18 protein-coding genes and 1 pseudogene are annotated in these 17,937 nt (G+C 51.8%); all 19 read right to left on the bottom strand.

Annotation, left to right across the window (positions count from 1 at the left end; all coding sequences use genetic code 11):
- Window positions 1-13: 13 nt before the first annotated feature.
- The 19 genes and pseudogenes from JMF85_RS16515 to JMF85_RS16430 all read right to left on the bottom strand — a co-directional run bounded on the left by JMF85_RS16515 (window position 14) and on the right by JMF85_RS16430 (window position 17,622).
- Window positions 14-943, bottom strand: a complete 930-nt coding sequence (locus JMF85_RS16515; protein WP_127604193.1) for an ABC transporter permease — start codon at window positions 941-943, stop codon at window positions 14-16.
- A gap of 12 nt (window positions 944-955) precedes the next feature.
- Window positions 956-2,608 (bottom strand): ABC transporter substrate-binding protein, encoded by a 1,653-nt coding sequence (locus JMF85_RS16510; protein ID WP_201318544.1) that lies wholly within the window; start codon window positions 2,606-2,608, stop codon window positions 956-958.
- Between the two features lie 235 nt (window positions 2,609-2,843).
- On the bottom strand, window positions 2,844-3,392 hold the full coding sequence (locus JMF85_RS16505) for an OsmC family protein (RefSeq protein WP_127604197.1): 549 nt from the start codon (window positions 3,390-3,392) through the stop codon (window positions 2,844-2,846).
- The gene (locus tag JMF85_RS16500) at window positions 3,389-3,622 is read right to left on the bottom strand and encodes a hypothetical protein (RefSeq protein ID WP_127604199.1); all 234 of its coding nucleotides are present in this window, start codon (window positions 3,620-3,622) and stop codon (window positions 3,389-3,391) included. Before JMF85_RS16500 ends, JMF85_RS16505 begins: the two co-directional genes overlap by 4 nt.
- A gap of 340 nt (window positions 3,623-3,962) precedes the next feature.
- Window positions 3,963-4,505, bottom strand: a complete 543-nt coding sequence (locus JMF85_RS28115) for a GNAT family N-acetyltransferase (RefSeq protein WP_236595879.1) — start codon at window positions 4,503-4,505, stop codon at window positions 3,963-3,965.
- A gap of 117 nt (window positions 4,506-4,622) precedes the next feature.
- Window positions 4,623-4,922, bottom strand: a pseudogene (locus JMF85_RS28110) (GNAT family N-acetyltransferase); the annotation flags it as partial.
- A 169-nt stretch (window positions 4,923-5,091) separates the two neighbouring features.
- Window positions 5,092-6,429, bottom strand: coding sequence for an LLM class flavin-dependent oxidoreductase (locus tag JMF85_RS16490; protein ID WP_201318542.1), 1,338 nt, complete (start codon window positions 6,427-6,429; stop codon window positions 5,092-5,094).
- 41 nt (window positions 6,430-6,470) lie between these two features.
- Window positions 6,471-6,938 carry a DinB family protein gene (locus JMF85_RS16485; RefSeq protein ID WP_127604205.1) on the bottom strand — a complete coding sequence of 156 codons (468 nt, stop codon included), beginning with the start codon at window positions 6,936-6,938 and terminating at the stop codon, window positions 6,471-6,473.
- A 41-nt stretch (window positions 6,939-6,979) separates the two neighbouring features.
- A complete protein-coding gene (locus tag JMF85_RS16480; protein ID WP_201318541.1) occupies window positions 6,980-7,996 on the bottom strand; it encodes an LLM class flavin-dependent oxidoreductase in 1,017 nt (338 codons plus the stop codon).
- Between the two features lie 12 nt (window positions 7,997-8,008).
- Entirely contained in the window at window positions 8,009-8,761 is a 753-nt protein-coding gene (locus JMF85_RS16475) for an amino acid ABC transporter ATP-binding protein (protein WP_127604209.1), read from the bottom strand.
- Between the two features lie 106 nt (window positions 8,762-8,867).
- Entirely contained in the window at window positions 8,868-9,578 is a 711-nt protein-coding gene (locus tag JMF85_RS16470; RefSeq protein ID WP_164751705.1) for an amino acid ABC transporter permease, read from the bottom strand.
- An 18-nt stretch (window positions 9,579-9,596) separates the two neighbouring features.
- On the bottom strand, window positions 9,597-10,298 hold the full coding sequence (locus JMF85_RS16465) for an amino acid ABC transporter permease (protein ID WP_127604211.1): 702 nt from the start codon (window positions 10,296-10,298) through the stop codon (window positions 9,597-9,599).
- A gap of 33 nt (window positions 10,299-10,331) precedes the next feature.
- Complete coding sequence (locus JMF85_RS16460; protein WP_201318540.1) at window positions 10,332-11,189, bottom strand: transporter substrate-binding domain-containing protein; 858 nt, start codon at window positions 11,187-11,189, stop codon at window positions 10,332-10,334.
- Between the two features lie 53 nt (window positions 11,190-11,242).
- Window positions 11,243-12,568, bottom strand: coding sequence for an LLM class flavin-dependent oxidoreductase (locus JMF85_RS16455; RefSeq protein ID WP_201318539.1), 1,326 nt, complete (start codon window positions 12,566-12,568; stop codon window positions 11,243-11,245).
- 152 nt (window positions 12,569-12,720) lie between these two features.
- Window positions 12,721-13,434 (bottom strand): amino acid ABC transporter permease, encoded by a 714-nt coding sequence (locus JMF85_RS16450; RefSeq protein ID WP_127604216.1) that lies wholly within the window; start codon window positions 13,432-13,434, stop codon window positions 12,721-12,723.
- A gap of 29 nt (window positions 13,435-13,463) precedes the next feature.
- Window positions 13,464-14,165, bottom strand: a complete 702-nt coding sequence (locus JMF85_RS16445; protein ID WP_155614129.1) for an amino acid ABC transporter permease — start codon at window positions 14,163-14,165, stop codon at window positions 13,464-13,466.
- Window positions 14,162-15,055, bottom strand: coding sequence for a transporter substrate-binding domain-containing protein (locus JMF85_RS16440; protein WP_127604219.1), 894 nt, complete (start codon window positions 15,053-15,055; stop codon window positions 14,162-14,164). Before JMF85_RS16440 ends, JMF85_RS16445 begins: the two co-directional genes overlap by 4 nt.
- 18 nt (window positions 15,056-15,073) lie before the next feature.
- Window positions 15,074-16,438, bottom strand: coding sequence for an LLM class flavin-dependent oxidoreductase (locus JMF85_RS16435; RefSeq protein WP_201318538.1), 1,365 nt, complete (start codon window positions 16,436-16,438; stop codon window positions 15,074-15,076).
- A complete protein-coding gene (locus JMF85_RS16430) occupies window positions 16,435-17,622 on the bottom strand; it encodes an LLM class flavin-dependent oxidoreductase (RefSeq protein ID WP_201318537.1) in 1,188 nt (395 codons plus the stop codon). Before JMF85_RS16430 ends, JMF85_RS16435 begins: the two co-directional genes overlap by 4 nt.
- Window positions 17,623-17,937: the final 315 nt, after the last annotated feature.

Genomic DNA, 17,937 nt, shown 5'->3' with positions numbered 1-17,937 from the left:
TCATCTTCCTCCTCTAGCTTTGCAGGCGTCTAACCCGCGGATCGATGTACGAATACGAAATGTCGACGCAAGCATTGACGATGACATATACGATGGCCGTAAACAAAATGACTCCCTGGACAACCGGCAAATCCTTGGCCATGATGGCGTCCGCAACAATCCGCCCGATGCCTTGCCGCGAGAAGACCGTTTCAATGACAACCGTGCCCGCCAGCATCTCGCCGATCAGGATGCCGAGCATGGTGACGGCCGGTATGAGCGCGTTGCGCAGCGCATGACGATACATGACAGCCCTCTCCAATAAACCTTTGGCACGCAGCGTCGTAATAAACGGTTCGCCGAGCACTTCAAGCATGGAATTCCGCACCATACGGACGATAAATCCGGCTCCGAGCATACCTAGCGTTAAGGCTGGAAGGATCAGAGTCTCCAGTCCGTCCGAGCCCATAGCAGGAAACCAGCCGAAATATACAGAAAATACGAGGATAAGCAGGATGCCCGACCAGAAGGTGGGCATGGAGATACCGAACAAACCGACGATCCTGGCTGCCATATCGATCGCCTTATTCCGATGTATAGCCGATAGGACGCCCAGCACCATGCCGACAATGACGGAGACAGCCGAAGCTGCAGTCGTAAGCGCCAAAGTAGCCGGGAAATGCGTGATGATTTTCGGCAGGACCGGCTCCGAATTCACCAGCGATTTCCCGAAATCCCCGTGAAGCACACGGTTGAAGTAGTTCAGAAACTGTTCATAGAACGGCCGGTCTACACCCAGCTGATGCCGCAAATTCGCAATCGCCTCCGGGCTCATCGAGCTGGGATCGATCATGTTCATCACGACGTCGCCCGGGAGCACATATAGAATGCAGAACACCAGAATGGAGGAGCCCGCCACGACGCCCAGAGAGCTCAATAATCGAACCGTTATGGCCTTGCCCATCTAGCACCCTCCCTACTTCTTAACGAGCGAGACGTCATTGAATATCGGATAACCGAGCGAATCGAATTTCAGACCGGAAAATGCATTTGAGGCCGCTACCGTATAAGGGAAGACGTATATCGGAATGATGACGGCATTATCGATAATATAGTGCTGTACCTTCTTGTAGATCTCTTTGCGCTTGGCTTCATCCGTCTCTACGACGCCTTGCTCGAGCAGCTTGTCAAGAGCAGGGTCCGACAGACGGGATAGCGACGGGCGCGTATTCGGAGCGGTCGTGTGATAGAACGAATTGAGCGCGACCGGATCCGAATTGACTTGGCTATTGCCGTAAAGGTCATATGACTGATTCGTATAAATGACGGTCTGCACGTCTTTCGTAATCTCCACTTCGACGGCGATGCCGACCTTCTTCAACTGCTGCTGGACGATGGCGGCGATGTCATTGCGCTTCTCGCGGTTCGGCGAGCCGTCGACATAATGCAGCGTAAGCTTCTTGCCGTCCTTCTCGCGTATGCCGTCGGCCCCCTTGACCCAGCCTAATTCGTCGAGCAAGCGGTTCGCTTTGTCGGGATCGGGCTTGATCGAATTTTCCAACGAGGGATCATAGCCAAACATATTAGGCGTCAGCGGCGACCATGCCCGTTGATACGTCCCCAAGTACAGCGACTTGATGATCGAGTCGACGTCAACGGCATATTGCACAGCCTGCCGGGCCTTTACGTCATTCCATGGCGCCCGGCTTTGGTTAAAGAACAGTGTGTACGGCAGCCCGCCTGTATTGAATTGCAGCACCTGCAGCTTGGCATCGTTCTTAAGCGTCACAATATTTTGCGGAGGAATGGTTTCGGCGGCGGTCACTTGCCCGCTCTGGACGCTGCCGATGCGGGTCGCTTCTTCCGGGATGATTTTGAATGTGATGGCGTCCAAATAAGACTGGCCTTTATTGTCGACCAGTGCCGGCGCCCAGTTGTAGTCGGGATTGCGCTCCACCTTGATCTCTGAATTATCGTCCCACTTCACGAATTTGAACGGTCCTGTGCCGACCGGGTTTTTGCCGAATTGATCGCCGTATTTCTTCGCTGCGGTTGGAGAAACGATGCCGAGCATGGCTTGGCTTAAGTTGCCCAGGAAGGCAACGGACGGCGTCTCCAGATTCAACTTGATCGTGTATTCGTCAATAACCTCGGACGATTTGTAAGGCTTCAGCAGCGCCGTGGAGTTGGCGGCCTTCGTGGCCGGATCGAGAATGCGGTCGAAGCTGATCTTCACAGCCTCTGCGTTAAACGGCGTTCCGTCATGGAATTTGACATCCTTGCGCAGCTTGAACGTGTAGCTCTTGCCGTCCGGAGATATCGTCCACTCGGTGGCCAGCCATGGCTTGATCGTGTTGTCCGGCAATTGAACGACGAGACTGTCATAGATCGTGCGGAACACTCTCACGGCTACGGCCAGACCGCTGCGATGCGGATCGAGCGAGTCCGGCGACGTGGCCAATGCGTAAGAGATCTCACCGCCGGACGCGGCTTGCGCCTTTACCTCCGTGCTTCCCGCATTACCGGGCGAGCTTGGTCCGGCTTTCGAATCAGCCCCTCTGCAAGCCGACAAGACCATAACTACAGCTGACATAAGTGCGATTAATTTGACCCAACGAGCCTTTTTCATATGACTCATACCCCCGCCCCATAATAAAAACAAATAATTCCTATGTGATATGTATGATTTATTTTCCTTACTTTACCATTCGAGTTAAAGACCGTCAATCCGTGTAAGGCAAAACATATTCTATCCATGTATAGAAAGGTTCTATAGAGCGGGGCATCAGCAAGCAGCAACAAAACCAGCCTTCATCTATAGAGTGAAAGCTGGATATTCATCACTGCCCTGAATCATGCGAATTTCATAGGATGTCCCCTGTGCTGCGTTGATTCACGACCAATTCTCCGTGAATAACCTGCGGGTTCTTGAGCAAATTGAAGATCGGGCATACCTGTTCGATGGCTTCATGAAGCGCTTGAAGCGTTTCTTCTGACTCAACCGATTGGATGAACAGCTTGTAGCGAATGTTATGAGGATACACAGGGATATGTTCATAGCCGGGTCTGCCGGCTAACGGATGCATATCTCCCTCGACCTCCACCTCCAGCGATTCTAGCGAAACCTCGCGTTCCGCCGCCTGAATCAATGCAATATGCGTCAAGCAGCTGCCCAGTACGCCAAGCTGAAGCTCCGGCGAGGAAGGTCCAAGATTATAACCCGCGAAATCCGGCGGACTGTCGCTGATCACTTGAAAATCGCGGATGCGGATTTCCCTCACCCCGCTGCGTCCGAGAGTTTGGGCTTTAGCCCGCAGCGTAACGCCTGCCGCCTCGGGCTGCTGCTCCGCCTTCTCCTGGCGCTCAAACAAGGCAGCTCGCTTCTGTTTCAAATATTCGTTCAAGGTTGTCATTGCGCATCTCCTCCGAAAATCTGCTGCAGTTCTCTAATAATTGCCGTTTTCTCTGTCTCACGCACCTGACTTCTGCGTGCCTTCAGATAACGGAGCAATGATTTCTTCGCCGTGTCCTCCAGCTGCGAGATCGCTTTGCCGCGCCCGTCGAATTCCGGATGTTCGTTCCAGAACGTTTCCTTCCACTCGTCCAGCAGCTCCGTGAGCTCTTCAGGCCGTTCAATGAACACGCCGAGCTCCTCGCCCTTCCTGTTAAAAAACACATAAGTCGTTCAGTAAGGCGATAACATTGTCCGATGCCGAATCTCCTTGGTCATTGATTTGGTTGACGGTTATTGGCGCGTTGACTATTCCGATCGTAATCGCTTTTTCCTTCTGAGGTGCCGCCGGTTCGGACGTTTTCCCGTTATCGGCAGCTGCCGGCTTCTGAGGCGCCGAGGCCGCGGGCGTTGACGAGCCGCCGCAAGCCTACAGTATCAGCATCAAACCTGTTAGTGTAAATATGAATCCGTTGCGATAAATGGTTCTCATCAGATAGGTGCCTCCACATTTTAAATCCATTTCGGATTGTCATTTATATACGTTTTGTTCCTCTTTAGTGCGAAGCTGAGCATCGTATAATGCAGGATTTACGACTTTCCGAAGGAGATGCATCGTTCCGTCTCCGTTGCCCCGGTCAATCGACTCGATTCGCTCATAGCCCTTCTTTTCATACATCGCCAAAAGCCACGGATGCTTCTCAGCCGTTGCCAGCGTGAGGGCGGGCGCTCCAAGTTTGTCCCGGATAATCGTTTCCTCCACCCAAGTAAGCAGCCTAGTGCCGATTCCGATTCCCTGATACTCCGGATCTACTGCAAACCATTTGACGAAAGGAAGATCCGTCTCCCAGCTATGCAGTTTCTCCTTCGACAAGGTCAGCGTTGCAGCGATTTTCCCGTTCAGCTCCAGCACGTAGCACTCGTTCTTTGTGATGTTGTCTTGAATAAGGGCAAGATCCGCATTAGCCGCCGGCCAATGAAGCTCCAGCTCACGAATCGTCTCGTAGGCCTCATAGATGACGTGCAACAGTCTTTCGGCGTCTTCCACGGCGGCAAGTCGGTAAACTTCACTCATCGTGATCCCTACCTCTCGATCAGATAACTCAGATGATGGCTTGGCGAAGGACAAATCCTTCTGGTAAGCCAGCACTTGATCCCACGTCCCGCTGAAGATCGGAATGCGGTAATAGCCGACCCGTTCATAAAGCGCCGCAGCTTCCGGCTGCTTCGGGCCGGTCTGCAGCTTCATGCTGCTGTAGCCAAACTCCAACGCCAGACGCTCCAGCTCCGCCAAAATCGCTTGGGCCACTCCCTTACGACGATAACCGGACCTGGTGTACATCCTTTTGACTTCTACTGCATTGTCTTCCAAAGGCCGCAGTGCGCCGCATCCTACCGGATAACCGTCTATTCGAGCAACCACGAAAGCGGCACGCGGCACTTCGACGTCTGACGGCTCAAAGCCTGCAGTGCCGTCGGAGTCGTACAGCACTCCAAGTTCCTCGCTCAACTCCTTGATTAATTGCTCCGAATCGGCGCTTCTAATATCCTCGGGTCCAGCAGTAACTTGTACTGACACTTTCCAATCCCCCTATCATTATCCGATTAACCGAATATGAATTGTCGGTTATAGACGTGTATAAATTCATCTGCTTCTCCTCTTAGGATTTCCCCACCAGTTCGTCGTCTTTTGAATACCGGTTCCTCGGGATCGGCAGCCCCAGATTGCCCCGCAGCGTCTCGCTTTCGTATTCCGTACGGAATAAACCTCGCTCCTGCAGGATGGGAACAACGTGATCGATGAATTGCTCCAGCGCGTTCGGTACGGCAGACCCAATCATGAACCCGTCCGCCCCACCCGCTTCGAACCATCGCTGTATCCGGTCGGCTACCTGTTCCGGCGTACCGATAAAGTTGCTGCGAGGCGTGGCAGCCTGCAGAGCAGCCTGACGCAAGGTCAGGCCGTTCTCCTTCGCATGTTGTTTAATGCGATCGGTTGTGCTCTGGAAGCTGTTCTTCCCTAGGTTGCCAAGATCGGGGAACGGCGCGTCAAGCTCGTATTGCGAGAAGTCATGATGCTCGAAGTAACGGCCTAAATACACCAGCGCATCTTCAGCAGAGACGAGTGAAGCTGCCTTCTGATACTTACGCTCCGCTTCCTCCTCCGTGCTTCCGATAATGGGACTTATGCCCGGGAAGATGAGGACGTGGTCCGGATTACGGCCGAAGGACGACGCACGGCTCTTCACATCCTGGTAAAAGCCGACGGCCTCCTCCAGCTTCTCATGCCCCGTAAATATGGCATCCGCTTCCTTGGCCGCATAGTTTTTCCCTACTTCCGACGAGCCCGCTTGGAAGATGACCGGGTGTCCTTGCTTGGAGCGGGCGATGTTGAGCGGGCCTTTGACCGAGAAGAACTCCCCTTGATGATTCAAGGTGTGCATCTTCGACGGCTCGAAGAACACGCCCGAAGCCTTGTTGCGCACGAACGCATCGTCTTCCCATGAATCCCACAAGCCGCGCGTCACTTCCAGGAATTCGGTCGCGATTCGGTAGCGCAGATCGTGGTCAGGATGCTCCTTCTTTCCGTAATTCAAGGCGGAGCCCTCGAGCGGGGAAGTGACGATGTTCCAACCGGCACGTCCGCCGCTGATGACATCGAGCGATCCGAATTGACGGGCTACGGTAAAAGGCTCGCTGTAAGACGTCGATAACGTTCCGACGAGACCGATATGCCGGCTGACGCTCGCGAGCGCGCTTAGTATGGAGATGGGCTCGAATCGATTCAAGAAATGAGGGATCGATTTCTCGTTAATATAGAGACCGTCTGCGATAAATACAAGATCCAGCTTCCCCGCTTCCGCCTTCTGCACCCATTTCTTATAGAGTTCGAAATTGACGCTGGCGTCGGCAATGGCATCAGGATGACGCCATGCGGACGTACTGCTTCCGACACCGTGCAGCATAGCGCCCAGCTTTAATTGTCTGTTTCTGGACATGATTGGATTCCTCCTCCGCAAGACCCGGGACCCGCATCGCCTTATACGGCAACGGAAGCCTGCTTGATTCGTTCGATTTGTCCCAGATGGACGTTCACATGCTTCGTGAATCCTTTGACAATGTCCACGATCCGCACCGTTTCGCCCTTGGCATTAACGCCCGTCTTCTCCCAATCCTCATCGGTCAAACGCCGGTATAACAAGCTGTTGTAACGGAGCAGCTGTCCGAACACCTCCAGAATGTCGGCCGCATCGCCGTCATTCGCCTTCTGCCCGCTCACCCATGCGTCTTGATTGAACGCAGGCAGCCGGGCCGTCGTGCCTGCCAGAATATCACGAATCCGGAATGAAACGACAATGCTGTGGTCGGCAAGATGTGCAAGAACTTCGGTGACGCTCCATGATTCCGGAGCCGCCTTCCATGTTAATTGCTCCTTATTTAGTCCCTCCACGGCCAGAACTAACTGATGATGCGTATCAAGGTACGCTTGAATATCAACCTGACTCATCCCATTTCCTCCTCAATTGATGTAACGGCTATCAGACACAGCTATATTCCGGCTGCGACTCCTTTCAACGCTTCATGCAGCAGCTCGAATGAGCGGAGGCGACTGGAGAAATTCTGAATTCTCGTCGTTACAATAAATTCGTTGACGCCTGACTTTTCCTGCAGAGACAACAGCTCCCTCCGCACCGTTTCCTTAGAGCCTTTCGTGACTTCCGTCTGCTTCTCTTCGATCGTGTACGGTTCATCGGATTGCCGGCCGAACTCCTCCGCCTGCTCCAACGTACCGACAGTCAACTTCTTTCCGCTCGCCAGATGAATTTTGTAATGCTTATGCCCACCGACGAGTTCCTGAGCCACCTCATCGGTGTCCGCCACCACAACCGACAAGGCTAGCAAAGCTTGAGGCGTTCTGCCTGATTCAGCCTGAAACCGCGACCGATAAGCTTGGATCGCCTCGATGGCTGCAGCTTGATCTCCATTAATCGCTAAGGAAAACACATAGGGCAATCCAAGCGAAGCGGCAATCTCCGCACTATCTTTGCTGGCGCCGAGCACATAGATCTCAGGGGGGCTAGGCGGGATAGGCGACACTTTCACCCCGGCTAACGGATGGTTCTCCGGGAGACGGTTGTTTACATACGAATCGAGCTCAACCAGCTTCTCGGTTAACGATTGGGGAGCCGCAATACCTTGCTGCAAAGCTTGTGTACTGCGAGGCAGTCCGCCCGGTGCTCGACCGACTCCCAAATCCACGCGTCCCGGAGCCAGCGAAGCGAGCACATTGAAATTCTCCGCAACCTTATACGGACTATAGTGCTGAAGCATGATGCCCCCGGAGCCGATGCGAATCCTCTCTGTCTTGGCGAGCAGATGCGAAATCAGCACCTCCGGTGACGACCCTGCCGTATTCTCGGAATCGTGGTGCTCCGACACCCAGAATCGGCGGAAGCCGAGTTCTTCCGCCTTCCTCGCCAGCTCAATCGTATGTGCGAACGCTTCTGTGGCTGTTTCACCCGGGTAGATCGGACTTTGGTCCAGAACGCTAATCGCAATCGCCACGGCGGTTACCTCCTAGATGGAATATGACAACTCAGGTCTAATTCGCCTCAGGAACTGCTTCGTCCGTTCCTCTTTCGGCTGATTGAACAGCTCGCCAGGCTTACCCTCCTCCACAATGACTCCCTCATCCATAAAAACGACGTGGCTCGCGACATCCTGCGCGAAGGTCATCTCATGGGTAACGATGATCATCGTAATCCCTTCCTTAGCGATCTTGCGAATGACCGAAAGCACTTCGCCGACCAGCTCGGGATCAAGAGCTGAGGTCGGTTCGTCGAACAAGATGACTTCCGGATTCAAGGCCAGCGCGCGGGCGATGCCTACACGCTGCTGCTGGCCTCCGGACAACTGGGACGGGTACGAATCCAGCTTGCTCCTGAGACCTACTTTCTCCAGCAGCTCGATGCTGCGCTGCCGCGCTTCCTCCTTTGGCAGCTTCTTTACGACTACAAGCCCTTCCATGACGTTCTCGAGCGCCGTCTTATGACGGAACAGATTGTACTGTTGGAACACCATGGCCGTCTTTTGGCGCAATTGGTGAATCTCCTTCTTGGTGGCTCGCTTGCAATCGACGCTGAAATCATCGATTGTGATGACGCCGTCGTTCGGCTTCTCCAAATAATTCACACACCGCAGCAGCGTCGTTTTGCCGGAGCCGCTCGGCCCCAGAATGGCCACGACTTCACCTTTGTTTACCGTCAAGTCGATACCTTGGAGCACTTGGTTCCGTCCGAACGATTTTGTGATTTTCGCTAAAGTTATCATGTTACACCCCCCAAATATAGTCATGCGTGCCTTATTCAAATCACTTATAATTCCAATTACATGAATAAGAAATTAGGTATGGTTCGTTCGCACTGTTCAAGCAAGCTTACGCCACGCCGCCCCTGCTGTACACATTCAACCGTTTTTCCAGTAAGCCCGAAATATACTCGGCTATAATCGTTAATATCCAGTAGACGACTGCCGCCGCAATATAAGCCTCCAGGTATTTCCAGTTTCTCATAGCCACGATATGCGCCGTTCCGTTCAATTCCTGCAAGGATATCATGAAGGCCAGCGAAGAGCCGTGCAGCAAGCCGACGAATTTGCTCAGCAGGTTCGGCAGGCTCACCATTAATGCCTGAGGAATCACGATGCGCTTCATCGCTTGCGGTGTTGTCATGCCTACAGATAAGGCTGCCTCCAATTGCCCAATGCTCACCGACAAGATCCCGGATCGGATCGTTTCCGACATATAAGCGCCGATATTCAGCGTGAACGCAACCAAGATAAACAGGATCAGGGGGATCACGTTGGAACGCACCTCCCACCCATAACGCACCGCCAACGCGTCGAAAATCATCGGAAGAGCAAAATAGATAAGCATAATGTGAAGCAGCAGTGGCGTTCCCCGGAAGAAGGAGACATAGAATTGAGCGATACGATGGATATATTTGACCTCATACATGCGTACGAAGGCAACAACGGTACCGACGATGAATCCCGTAAACAACGGCACGATGGAAATCACCAAGGTAAGCGGCAGCGCCTTCAGCATAGCCATGAAAGCCTCAAGGATAAAGCCGAAATCGATTTGGATAGCCATCCCCCCTCCTCTTTAGTCGATGGCAGCGACAGGCTTCTCATACTTGTTCAGCCTGTGCTCTATTCTGCGGTACATATACTCGAAGATAAGGACGATCGAATAGTAAATGATCGAAAGCGCGATCCAGATTTCTAGAAAATGGTACGTCGTTCCCAGCATTTCGGCACGTCCGACGACATCCATCACGCCCAGCGTATAAGCAAGAGACGTATCCTTCAAGGTGCTGATGACCAAATTCGCCACATTCGGAAAGGCTACCTTCCAGGCTTGCGGCAGTACGATCCGCTTCAATACGTCGTAGCTTCCCATGCCGATGGAATACCCGGCCTCCGCTTGACTGCGGTCGACGGCGTTGACTGAGGCTCTTACGATTTCAGAGAAATAAGCGGCAAAGTGAAGCGCGTACGTCAAGATTACGAACACAAGCGGCTGGACATCGGTCACGTCGACATGGACAGCCTTGAGCAGCTCAGGCAAGCCGTAATAGACGAGGAACATCTGTATCAGGATCGGGGTGCCCCTTGTATACGAGATGTAGATGATCACGATCCGGTTGAGCACGGGAATCTTATACAGTCTGGGCAGCGCCATAATGATTCCTGCGACGACGCCCAGCGCAACGGAAGCGACGACGATGAACAAGGTGACATGCAGAAATGACAGCAGCTTCGGAAGAAATACCCATATGAGTGTAAAATCAAACGGTTTCCCCATTCGACACCTTATGCCTCTCTATGACTCGGCAAATTATTCGTTAACCGTGAAATCCTCGCCCAGCCATTGTTTGCTCAGCTTCGCCAGCGTTCCGTCCTTCTTGATTTCGCGCAGCGTTTCATCAATCTTGCTCTTCAATTCGGTTTCGTCTTTGCGCAGCACGTAGTAGATTTTCGAGGTGTACAAGACAGGCCCTACTACTTTCTGCTGCGCATCCGCATCCCGATTCCGACCCGTCACCTGGAACAGTGAGCTGATGGTGGCGTCGACGCGGCCCGTTTTGATTTGGTTGATGATATCGTTCGTTCCGCCGCTTCCGGAGAATACAAGCTCGAACGGATTTCCGTGATTCTTGTTGTAATCCTGCAGCCACGCCGCTCCGTTGCTTCCCGGGGATGTGATGACCTTCTTGCCTTTCAGATCTTCGATCGAGTTGATCGTATTGTTGTCTTTATGGACAACGACTTTGCTTGGCCAGATGTTATACGCTTCATCGTTAAACAGAAACTTCGCTTGTCTTTCCGGGTTCACTTCATATTGGTTAACGGCCAGATCGATTTTGTTAGCTTCCAGGCTCAGCAGGATATTCGGAAACTCCATCGTCTTGAATTCAAATTCGTATTCGGGGAGACGTTTGTCGATTTCCTTGGTTAATTCGATGTCATAACCGGTCAGGTTGCCTTTGTCGTCAAAAAAAGTAACGTCTTTGAAGGTGCCGCTCGTGCCGACTATGATCTTCTGCACCTTCTGCGGCGCTGCGCTTGGTGGAGCCGTGGCGGGAGCCGCGTTAGCTCCCCCGTTAGAAGCCGGCTTAGCCTCATCCTTTGCGCCGCAGCCTGCGAGCAGGAATACGGCAGCTATCGAAATGGTCATGATTTTCATGATTTTCATGGGTACACTCTCCTGTTTATGTACTGCTTATGTATCGTTGAAATTCCATACCTTCACACAACTTCAGGCTTAAGCGTATACCGGTTGCGTGGAATCGAAAGCCCCAGGTTTCCGCGCAGCGTATTGCTTTCATACTCCGTACGAAAGATACCGCGCTGCTGTAGAATCGGTACGACCAAATCGACAAAGTCGGCCAACCCGTTCGGCACGACCGTACGAATATTGAAGCCGTCAGCCGCGCCTCCTTCGAACCATTGCTGAATCAGATCGGCTACTTTCTCGGGCGTGCCGACAAAATTGCTTCTCGGCGTTGAAGCCCGCTGCGCGACTTGACGCAGCGTTAACCCCTGTTCCTTGGCATCCCGTTTGATCTTGTCCGTCGTACTCCGAAAGCTGTTGCTTCCGAGATCGCCAATGTCGGGGAACGGAGCATCCAGCGGGAATGAGGAGAAGTCGAAATGCTCAAAGTAACGGCCCAAATAATTGAGCGCCTGCTCAATCGAGACCAGCTCGGCGATTTCCTGATATTTGCGCTCGGCCTCTTCTTCGGTTCTGCCGACGATCGGGCCGATGCCCGGAAAGATCAGAATCTCATCAGGATTACGCCCATACTCCGTCGCTCTGGACTTTACGTCCTGATAGAACTGCCTTGCTTCCTCGAACATTTCATGTCCCGTATATACGGCGTCGGCCGAATGGGCGGCGAGGTCCTTGCCCGACTCCGAGGAACCGGCTTGAAATATGACCGGATAGCCTTGCCTCGATCGAGCGATATTGAGCGGTCCTTGAACGGAAAAGTGCTTCCCTTTATGATTCAGGGTGTGCATCTTGGCCGGATCGAAGAATACGCCGCTCGCTTTGTCGCGTACGAATGCATCATCCTCCCATGAATCCCACAAGCCCTTGACGACTCCCAGATGCTCTTCGGCGATTTCGTAGCGCAAGGAGTGGTGCGGATGCTCTCCCTTACCGAAGTTCAGCGCGGAGCCTTCGAGCGGCGAAGTCACCACGTTCCATCCCGATCTCCCGCCGCTAATGTGGTCGATCGAAGCGAACTGTCTGGCGACTGTGAACGGCTCGCTGTAAGATGTAGATAACGTCGCGACCAGACCGATGTTCGAGGTGACTGTCCCAAGAGCGGACAGAAGGGTTAACGGCTCGAACCGGTTCAGAAAGTGCGGATTGGATTTCTCGTTAATGAACAAGCCATCCGCAATAAACAATAGATCAAATTTTCCCTGCTCCGCCTTAAGCGCCTGCTTCTTGTAGAATTCAAAGCTGACGCTTGCATCGGTCGGCACATCCGGGTGCCGCCAGAAAGAGATGCTGTTTCCAACTCCGTTTAAATTGGCCCCTAGCTTTAATTTTCGTTGCGACATACGCCCCTCCTACTTTTGACCAAATATACACATCGGTATTATCGGGATTAGATCGTTATTTATAGTGTATACCAATACTTGGCAATACCGTATATCGTAATATTCTATTTACCCATTCAAAATTTCTATATGTCTAGGGATGCCCCGAATGATCAGATGGCCATCTTCTTCTCGAAACGGCCGCTCCGCTCCTCGAGCCATTCAAAGAGCTTCTCGAATGCAAAGCAGAGCACCCAGTAAACAATGGATGCGTCGACATACATTTCTAAGTACCGATAGCCGTCACCCGCCACGATTTTCGCGCTTGCCATAATCTCGATGACTTTCACGGTGAAAGCCAGCGAAGTCCCTTTAATCAATCCGATAAAAATGTTGCCGAAGTTGGGGAGCGCAATAACCATTGCTTGCGGAGTAATAATTCTCATCAAGCCTTGGTAGGTTGTCATCCCCACAGAAAGAGCTGCCTCCATTTGCCCCGCGTCCGTTGAGCTTAACGCCGAACGAATAATCTCAGACTGATAGGCAGCCGCATTCAACGTGAACGCAATCAACGCGAATCCAAGCGGAGAGATCGCATCAAGCGGCAAATTCCAGCCCAGCTGTTTGTGAAGAAACTCTACGAGCAGCGGCGTTCCATAGAAAGTGACATAAATCTGAACCAGCAAGGGCGTCCCTCTGATAAAAGAAACGTACAGCGCCCCCAGCTTATCCAGTACGGGTACTTTGTATATCCGGCACAGCGCGATGACGAGACCGACGATAAAACCAAGCAGCATCGAAATGACCGCCACCAGCAAGGTGGTCGGAACGGCTTTGACTACTTCCGGAAATTTAAGGATGGCAAACTCCAAGCTAAAATTATCCATACTATCTTCACATCCTGATTCGCTTCTGCTTATCTCGCAATACTTACCTGCCCTTTCCTCGAACGCCGCTCCAATCTCCCGAACAATGTTTCAATGGCGATGCAGAGCAACCAATACATGATCGAAACGATGATGTACACTTCGAATATGTTGGCTCCATAATTGTTGCCGATGATCACCTGTACTTGTCCCATAATATCCGTAATGCCTATAGTGAACGCAAGCGATGTTTCTTTGAGCAAAATGATTAGATTGTTTCCGAGGTTCGGCAGCGCCAGACCGAGGGCTTGAGGCAAAATAATCTGTCTCAAGCTTTGAAAATACGTCATGCCGACACTGTAAGCCGCCTCCTGTTGACCGCTTCCTACCGCCAGATAAGAGGAACGAATAACCTCTGATAAAAAAGCGGCACTATGTAACGAGAAGGTGATGACTGCAAAAATCAGCTTGTCCCAGTCATTCACATTAATATGAAACAGCAAGAGCAGCTGCGGCAAGCCGTAATATATCAAGAACAGTTGGACAATTGCCGGCGTACAGCGCATAAACGATAAATACGTCGTGGCGATGAAATATGAAATCCGCTTCTTTCGAATTCTGACTATGGCGATAACGAATCCCAGCAAGAGACCACAAATGGACGATAAAATCATCAGCGTCAAGGTAGTAGGCAGCCTTTCGGCTATTTTAAGAATGAGGCTTGCAGTCGTCTCCCAATTGTTATTCATCATTTGTTTTCTTTCCTGAATTGATGGCCCTGTTTGACATAATCAAGGCTTTTGAAGAAATCGACATCAAACCATTTCTCCGCGAGCTTCGAAAGGGTTCCGTCGTTCGTCAGTTGAACGGTTACAGCATCAATCTTCTTTGCAAGCTCCGATTGATTTTTATTGTACAAGAACCATACCGGCTCTTTGGAAATAACTCCACCGATTTTCACTTTCAGCTTCAAGCGATTGTTGGCATCATCAAAGCTGTTAATATTTATGAATGTCGCGTCATATTTGCCGGAATCAACGAGCTTCAAATCATCGGATGCCGTCGTCCTATCAATATCTTCGATTCTGATTTCTTTGCCCGGATGCTGGATATTGTAGTCCTTAATGATATACCTCAAGCCGGATGTCGGGGTCATGGGAACCAGCTTTTTCCCTGCCAGATCGTCCAACGTCTTGATATCATTCCGATCCTCTTTGACAGCCAGCGCGGTTATTGAATACCCATACTCGCACTCCGGGAACAAGTATTTCTTCTCTCTCTCGGGGTTTTTGAACCAGAAGTTCGCGGCTAAAGCATATTTGCCGGAATCCGTTCCGATTAACTGGGAATCAGTATCCACCGCTTCATACTGGAACTGATATTCAGGCAGCTTCTTTTCCACTTCCTTGAGGTAATCGATCATGTAACCGGCAGGCTGATTCTTATCATCGAGAAAACTGAACAGAGGAACGGGAACACCGTTTAAAGCAACCTTCACAACGGTTTGTTGATTACTGTCAGACGAGGCGGAGCCTGTCCCAGTAGCCGTGGCGGAACCGCCGTTTTGGTTAGCGCAGCCTGCTACGATCAGGCTAACGGCGCCCAGCAATAGTGCACTTGTACGAAGGATTGTGTTCTTCATGTGATTCTCCTTTATGATTTAGGTTTGGGCAGCAACGCCAGATGCCGTCGCATTCGACCATCGGTTAGCCGGACGCTCAAGTCCCAAGTGATCACGCAAGGTACTTCCGCTGTATGCTGTCCTGTACCGCCCGCGCTGCTGCAGGATCGGTACGACGTGGTCGACAAAGTCCTCCAGTCCTCGCAAGTAATGGGAAGGCATGATCGTAAATCCGTCGCAAGCTCCTTGATCGATCCATGCCTCCATCAGGTCGGCCAGCTGCTCAGGCGTTCCAACGAAAGAATAATGTCCGCTTGCCGCCACAACATGCTTGCTGAGCTGCCGAATGGTCAATCGCTCCCGCTCCGCCAAATCCTTAAGGAGCTGTACCCGGCTTTTATTGTGACTGGCTGCCACGTTAATTTCCCCAATGGGTACCGGCCCGTCGATCGGATAGGTCGATAAATCAACATTTAACAGCCCTGACAGCAGTTTTACCGCATATTCGGGATGAACAAATTCGTTGAATTGCCGCTCCAGCTCCTTGGCTTCACTTTCGGTCGATCCAAGGACGGGAGAGAATCCGGGTAAAATAAGCAATTGTTCCCGTCTGCGGCCATAACGTCCGAGCAGCCCTTTTAAATCTTCATAGAAAACTTGTGCTTCCTCAAGGTTGTCCTGAGCCGTATAAATCGCCTCCGCATGTTGGGCGGCTAACTGTTTGCCGCTTTCGGACGATCCCGCCTGGAACAATACCGGGTAACCTTGAATCGGCCTGGGAGTATAAGCTTTACCGCTGATGTTGAAGAACTCTCCGGCATGATCGACATCATGGACCTTGGCGATATCGTAGAACGCGCCTGTTCTCGTCTCAGCGAGCAGTGCGTCATCTTCCCAGCTGTCCCAAAACTTCTTGACGACATCGACAAATTCGCCCGCTCGCCGATAGCGCAAAGCATGGTCCAAATGGGCTTCCTGACTGAAGTTGAGCGCTACGCGGGCATCCTGGGAGGTCACTATATTCCAGCCTGCCCGGCCGCCGCTTATATAATCCAAGGCGGCAAAGCGTAAGGCAACATGGAATGGATCGTTATAAGTCGTAGATAGGGTCGCTGTTAAACCGATCTTCTCGGTAACGGCGGCCATAGCCGCAAGCACGGTGACCGTATCAAGTGTTGGTATGGGCCGTTCCTCGACTACCTTCCCATGACTTTCTCCGATTGCGATCTGTTCGACCAGCATGATCGTATCGAACAATCCGCGCTCCGATATTTTGGCGAATTCATGATAGAATGAAAGATCCAACAATCGGTCGGCATGGGTGTCCGGATGCCGCCAGCCCCCCGCATGCAAGCCTGGGCCAGCCAAAAATACTGCTAAATGCAACGGCTTGCTATCATTCATCTGAGCAGTCCCCCTTCATGATAGGCGTATGGATGAGCAGGCACCTTCAAACCCAAATGACCTCGAAGCGTACGGCCGGCATAAGAGGTTCGGAATAAGCCTCGGCTTTGCAATAGAGGGATGACCTCATCGACAAATGTATCGAGTCCGTTCGGCAGTACGGGAAACTGAAGATTAAATCCGTCGCTGCCATAAGCTTGATACCATTCCTCGATCCAATCCGCGAGCTGAGCCGCAGTCCCCACAAACACATGGGTCCCGCGAAGCCCGGCCACGGGATCGGCGAGTTCCTTTAGTGCCGCCGCTTTATCCCGGGCTTCCTGCTCCGTCGCCCCCAAGATAGGGAATAAATGAATGAGCACTTTCACCTCATGCGCTGCCCTCCCGGCGCTCAGAGCCTTTTCTTTGAGTAATTTGTAGAAGATCCTGGCCTCATCCAGCGTGTGCTGCGAGCATAGAATAAGATCTTTGCCTTCGATGTCGGCTTCATTCAGCTCGGCTAGTCCGTCGAGCACCCCGATACTAACGGGACGCCCCTGCGGAGGTCTTGGAACGCTTAAAGGCCCTCGCACTTTAAAATGTTTTCCGGTGTGGTGAATCAAATGCACCTTATCGGAATCAAGAAACCGCCCCATCGACTTATCAATCAACAAAGCGCCATCTTCCCAGCTGTCCCATAACTTGTCCGCAACTTCAATGAACTCCCGCTTACGCTCCACCTGTTCCGCATCCGGTAAATCCGAAGAAATGCGGCCGGCCCCTTGGCGCTTAGGTTCATATGCTCCCGTCGTTCCGGCGAACCAGGCCGTTCTTCCATGGCTTAAATGGTCAATGACGGCCAAAATCCGAGCGATGGCATACGGCTCGTGTACGGCTGTGGCAACAGCCGTGCCTAATCCGATGTACTCGGTCACCGAAGCGAGCGAGGTTAGCAGCGTCAATGGCTCGAGCAGCAGGACAGGCTCCTTGCCGGTGGCTCTAACATAATCGTTTTGACCTGTATGATCTACATAAAGAAGATCAAATTTCCCGCGTTCCGCCGTCTGTGCCAACCTATAGAAAAAAACAGGATCGAGCAGCCTTTCCGGTTCAGCCTCCGGGTGTCTCCAACTGCCGGGATAATAAGCAGTGTCCAGCAAAGATAATGATAGATGAAGCTCCCCATCACGATTACGTTTCACCATAACCTCGAAATCCTTTCGTTAATATTGAAGGCTAAGGTCGTCCGCGTAAAGCATACGACGGCAACCTTAGCCTCCAGATTTCCAGCCGGCTAGATCGATTTCAAATAAATCCAACTTTTCAAATGAGTTTTATGAGTTATGTGTTGCCTAATCTTACCTGATCCCTTGCACTTCGTCTAATACACAAGTTCTATTCATAGATAGAGAACATTTATAAAGCAGGGTACCTTTTATTTGACAACGTTTACATAGAAGCAGTCTATGCTTGGATAGAAAACATCAATTAGACGCTTTAAAGCACGGGTGATAGTGTTG

Source organism: Paenibacillus sp. EPM92 (assembly GCF_016586185.1).
Taxonomy (GTDB): Bacteria; Bacillota; Bacilli; order Paenibacillales; family NBRC-103111; genus Paenibacillus_G; species Paenibacillus_G validus.
The sequence above is the reverse complement of the archived record's forward strand: the minus strand, read 5'-3'. Positions and strand labels throughout refer to the sequence as shown.